Annotated in this window: 2 protein-coding genes; both read left to right on the top strand. The window is 68.4% G+C overall.

Features of this window, described 5'->3' with window-relative positions:
- Positions 1–18: 18 nt before the first annotated feature.
- Positions 19–3,987 (top strand): PKD domain-containing protein, encoded by a 3,969-nt coding sequence (locus tag ACFVWR_RS18785; RefSeq protein ID WP_387215863.1) that lies wholly within the window; start codon positions 19–21, stop codon positions 3,985–3,987.
- Positions 3,988–4,017: 30 nt separating this feature from the next.
- Positions 4,018–5,190 (top strand): glycosyltransferase, encoded by a 1,173-nt coding sequence (locus tag ACFVWR_RS18780; RefSeq protein ID WP_387215860.1) that lies wholly within the window; start codon positions 4,018–4,020, stop codon positions 5,188–5,190.
- Positions 5,191–5,539: the final 349 nt, after the last annotated feature.

The following is a 5,539-nucleotide window of genomic DNA, read 5'->3' as shown; positions in this document are numbered from 1 at the left end:
AGCAGCTTCCGCCCCATCATGGAAAGCCAAGTCCGCTCCCTCGCCGCCACCAACACCGCCGTCTACGCCGGAGGCACCTTCTCCAGCGTCAACGGGGTGGCCAAGGGGTACATCGCCAAGATCAAGGCCTCCGACGGTTCGCTCGAAACCACCTGGAGCGCCAACGCCGACGCACCGGTCGACGCGCTCGCGGTGAGCCCCGACGCCAGCAAGGTCTACATCGGCGGCCGCTTCCAGAACATCGGCGGCACGGCGCAATACGGTCTGACGATGGCCTCCGGCACCGACGGCACCATCCTTCCCTTCGCGGCCAACGCGACGGTTCGGGATGCGGGCACGCAGGCCGGCATCACCGCCCTCGCCGCCACGAGCGACCGGGTCTACGGCTCCGGCTACGTCTTCGGCGCCGGCGGCAACCTGGAAGGCAGCTTCTCGGCCGACCCGAACACCGGCGCGATCAACTGGATCGAAGACTGCCACGGTGACACCTACTCGATCCAGCCCTTGGGCGACGCCCTGTACGTGGCTGGCCACCCGCACTACTGCGGCAACGTCGGCGGCTTCCCGCAGACCGACCCGTGGACCTACAACCACACGATCGCGTTCTCCAAGGCGACCACCGGCACCCTCGCCAACAACGGCGACGGCGCGTACGCGAACTTCAGCGGACAGCCGGCGCCCACCCTGCTCAACTGGTTCCCGAAGTACGTCACGGGCTCCTTCACGGGTCAGGGCCAGGCGGCCTGGAGCCTCGCGGCCAACAGCCAGTACCTGGCCGTCGGCGGCGAGTTCCCGTACGTCAACGGCACGGCTCAGTACGGCCTCACCCGCTACGCGGTCAACTCGGTCGTGAAGAGCAAGCTCGGCCCGAACGTCAACGTTCCGCTCGTGCCGAACGCCGCATCCTTCACCGCCGGGCAGGCCCGCGTCTCGTGGACCGCAACCTACGACCAGGACAACGCGAACCTCAGCTACAAGCTGGTGCGCGACGGCAACACCGCCAACCCCGTCTACACGGTCAACCAGACCTCCAACTTCTGGACCAGGCCCGCGATGGGATTCATCGACACCGGGCTCGCACCGGGCAGCACGCACTCCTACCGGCTGTACGTGACCGACCCCGACGGCAACCAGATCTCCCGGCTCGGCAACACCGTGACGATCAGCGCCAGCAACACCGGAGGCGCGTACTCCGACTCGGTGACCGGCGCAGGAGCGTCCGCGTACTGGCCGCTCGATGAGGCCAGCGGCGCATCCGCCTACGACCACATCGGCTTCAACGACCTGCAGCTGCAGGCCGGAGTGAGCCGAGGCGCCACCGGTCCGATCGACGGCGTCACAGCATCCACGTTCAACGGCAGCTCCACCGGATACGCCGTGACGCCCTCGAGCGTCGCCGGACCGAACAGCTTCACCGCTGAGGCATGGATCAAGACCACCACGACCAGCGGCGGCAAGATCATCGGCTTCGGCAACTCGAGCACCGGGCTCTCCTCCGGATACGACCGCCACGTCTACATGGACAACAGCGGAAAGATCTGGTTCGGCGTCTACCCCGGCTCGGTGCAGACGGTGAACAGCTCGGCCACGTTCAACGACGGTCAGTGGCACCAGGTCGTCGCGTCTCTCGGTGCGAACGGCATGCGCCTCTACGTCGACGGCAAGGTCGTCGGCAGCCGCACAGACGTGACCTCCGGTCAGGACTACTCCGGATACTGGCGGGTCGGCGGTGACAACCTGGGCAGCTGGTCCAACCAGCCGAGCAGCAACTACTTCGCCGGCGACATCGGCCAGGTCGCGATCTACCCGACGGTTCTCGACCGCAGCACGGTCGTCAACCAGTACGTCGCCTCCGGTCGTCCGTCCCCGCTCGCGCCGGCACCCGCCGACGCCTACGGCGCCTCGGTCTACAACTCGAACCCCGACCTGTTCTGGCGGCTCGACGAGACCAGCGGCTCCGTAGCGAAGAGCGCCGACGCCTACACGAGCAACGGAACGTACTCGGGCACGGCGACCACCAAGAACCAGACCGGCGTTCTGCCGGGAAGCGCCGACAAGGCCGTGCGGTTCAACACCAACTTCAGCGGATCATCCGGCGGAATCGTCACCAGCAACACCCAGACGACGAACCCGACGACCTACTCGGAGGAGATCTGGTTCAAGACCAGCAGCACCAAGGGTGGCAAGCTGATCGGCTTCGGCGACGCCAAGACGGGACTGTCGAGCAACTACGACCGTCACATCTACATGCAGGACGACGGACACATCGTGTTCGGCACCTACACCGGCCAGACCAACACGATCACATCGCCGACGGCGCTGAACAACAACCAGTGGCACTACGCGGTGGCGACCCAAGGGTCGAACGGCATGAACCTGTACGTCGACGGCGTGCTCATCGGTACCAACCCGCAGACCGGCGCGCAGTCGTACACCGGCTACTGGCGCATCGGCGGTGACAACACGTGGGGCTCCACCGGACCGTACTTCTCCGGAACGCTCGACGAAGCCGCCGTGTACTCCAGCGTGCTCAGCTCGCAGGATGTGGCCAACCACTACGCACTCGGCACCAACGGCACCCTGCCCAATCAGGCGCCGGTCGCGTCGTTCACCACCAGCCAGACCGGACTCACCGTGAACGTCGACGGGACCGCATCCAGCGACCCCGACGGCACGATCGCCTCCTACGCCTGGGACTTCGGAGACGGTGACACGGCGACCACCCCCACGGCCAGCCACACCTACGTGCAGGGCGGCAGCTACGCCGTCAAGCTCACGGTGACCGACGACCAGGGAACCACCAGCACGAAGACCACAGCGGTCACCGTGACGGCGCCCCCGCCCAACCAGGCTCCGGTCGCAGCGTTCACCTCGACGGTCGACCACCTGAACGTCGCCTTCAACGGATCGACCTCGGCGGACCCCGACGGCACGGTCGCCTCGTACGCCTGGGACTTCGGTGACGGAGCCACCAGCACCGACGCCAACCCGACCCACGTCTACGGCTCCGCGGGCACCTTCACGGTGACCCTCACGGTGACCGACGACAAGGGCCTGGCCAGCGCCCCGGTGCAGCAGCAGGTCACGACGGTCGCGGTGCCCAACCAGGCGCCGACGGCATCCTTCACCGCCACGCCGAACGGTCTGACCGTCGCTGTGGACGGCGGAGCGTCGACCGACCCGGACGGCACCGTCGCCTCCTACGCCTGGAACTTCGGTGACGGAGCGACGGCTACGGGAGCCACGGCATCCCACCCGTACGCGGCCGGTGGCACCTACACGGTGACGCTGACGGTGACGGACAACCAGGGGCTCGCCTCCTCGGCCGCCACCAAGACCGTGACGGTCACGGCGCCGCCCCCCGCGGCGATCGCGAGCGACACGTTCGAGCGCACATCGGCCAGCGGTTGGGGAACGTCAGACCTCGGCGGAGCGTGGACAGGGGCCGGTGCGGCCTCCGCCTACACGGTCGGCTCGGGTGTCGCGACGATCGTCGGCGCTGCAGGCTCCACCAAGACGGAGCTGCTGAGCGGCATCTCGAGCACCAACACCAACACCGCGGTGACGTTCAGTTCGGACACCACGGCGACGGGCGGCGGGCTGTACGTCTCCGCCGTCGGCCGCTCGGTCGGCTCGGCCGAATACACGACACGGGTGTGGATGCAGGCCAGCGGCGCCATGCAGCTCCAGCTGCTCCAGGGCGGCACGGCGCTGCAGGTGGTGAACGTCACCGGCCTCACCTACACCCCGGGAACGCAGTACCAGCTGCGCCTCCAGGTGTTCGGTACCTCGCCGACGACGATCCGTGCCAAGGTGTGGAAGGTCGGATCCACCGAACCGGCCGCATGGCAGGCAAGCGTCACCGACTCGACCGCGGCCCTCCAGGTCGCCGGCTCGGTCGGGCTGCGCGCCTACCTCTCGGGCACGGCCACCGCATCCCCGATGACCACGAAGTTCGACAACTTCGCCGTCACCCCGGCCCAGTAGTCCTGGACCGGTAGACAAGGAGCAGCACGAATGACCACCACCGGCCGTCGTCGGCAGAACGCCACAGTTCTCGTCGCACACCCCAGCGCGGAGCTCTACGGCTCCGACCGGGTGATGCTCGAGAGCGTCAGCGGACTGATCGACGACGGCTGGGAGGTGGTCGTCACCGTTCCCGCGGACGGTCCGCTGCTCCCCCTGCTTCGTGAGCGCGGCGCCCGGGTGGAGATCTGCCCGAGCCCCGTGCTCCGCAAAAGCGTCTTGCGCCCGGCCGGGATGCTGCAGTTCTTGCGCACCACGGCCGCCGGCGCGCGGCGCGGCTCCTCCCTCATCCGCCGGGAACGACCGGCGCTGGTGTACGTGAACACGATCACCATCCCCCTCTGGGCGGTTCTCGCCCGCACCCACCGCACGAAGGTTGTCACCCACGTGCACGAAGGCGAAGCGTCCGCATCCGTCACGATGCGTCGAGTGCTCGCCCTCCCCCTCTTCCTCTCCTCCTCGCTGATCGCGAACAGCCGGTTCAGCGTCGGAGTTCTCGAAAGCTCTTTCCGCCGGCTCGCCCGACGCACCGAGGTCGTGTACAACGCCGTACCCGGCCCTCCGGCGCCCCGGCCGGTCCGGCGGAAACTCGACGGCGGGATGCGGGTGACCTATGTCGGCCGCCTGTCACCCCGCAAAGGCGTCGACGTCGCGATCGACGCCCTGGCGGAGTTGCGTTCGCGCGGCGTCGACGCCGACCTCTCCCTCATCGGTTCGGTCTTCCCGGGCTACGAATGGTACGAGGACCAACTGCGTGAGCAGGTGGCGGCGGCCGACCTCGGCTCCCGGGTGACCTTCCACGGCTTCCAGCCGTCGGTCTGGGATCTCGTGGGGTCGAGCGATGTGGTCGTCGTGCCCTCTCGGGTCGACGAGCCGTTCGGCAACACCGCTGTGGAGGCCATCCTCGCCGGCCGCCCGGTGATCGCCAGCGCCACCAGCGGACTCCTCGAGGCGACCGCCGGTTACCGCACCGCGACGACCGTCGATCCGGGCAGCGTGGATGCGCTCGCCAACGCCATCGAAGACACCATCGACGGCTGGACCGAACGCGCCGACGCCGTCGGAGATGACACTCTCGCCGCCGAGGCCCGCCACAGCGTCACCGCCTACCGCGCCCGCATCGCCCGCATCGTGCGCGGCCTCGCCGCCCGCCAGCCCGCCTGACGCGGGCGCCGCGGCGCCGCTACTGCTCCGCTTCGCGCTCCGCCCGCTGCGCGCTCCGCTTCCGCCGAGTGTGGCCGTTTCGGTCGAATGTGCCAGGCATACCGGGCACACTCGACCGCACTGGCCACACTCGCGGAGAACTGCCACACTCACCTGCACCGCGCAAAAAGGGTCCTCCCGCACCTCTCGTCCGGTGACCTCGCCCAAAGTGGCCGTTCACCCGGTGACCTCACCGAGTGTGGCCGTTCGACTGGTGGCCTCGCCGAGTGTGGCCGTTCGACTGGTGGCCTCGCCGAGTGTGGCCGTTCCGGTCGAATGTGCCAGGCATACCGGGCACACTCGACCGGAA

Source organism: Leifsonia sp. NPDC058292, from assembly GCF_042880955.1.
Lineage (GTDB): Bacteria > Actinomycetota > Actinomycetes > Actinomycetales > Microbacteriaceae > Leifsonia.
Note: the sequence above shows the minus strand (reverse complement) of the source record. Positions and strands in the feature narration are given on the sequence as shown.

Bases quoted from the DNA above. Each gene is read 5' to 3' on its own strand.
- ACFVWR_RS18780 (WP_387215860.1), top strand. From the start codon at position 4,018: ATGACCACCACCGGCCGTCGTCGGCAGAACGCCACAGTTCTCGTCGCA.
- ACFVWR_RS18785 (WP_387215863.1), top strand. From the start codon at position 19: ATGGAAAGCCAAGTCCGCTCCCTCGCCGCCACCAACACCGCCGTCTAC.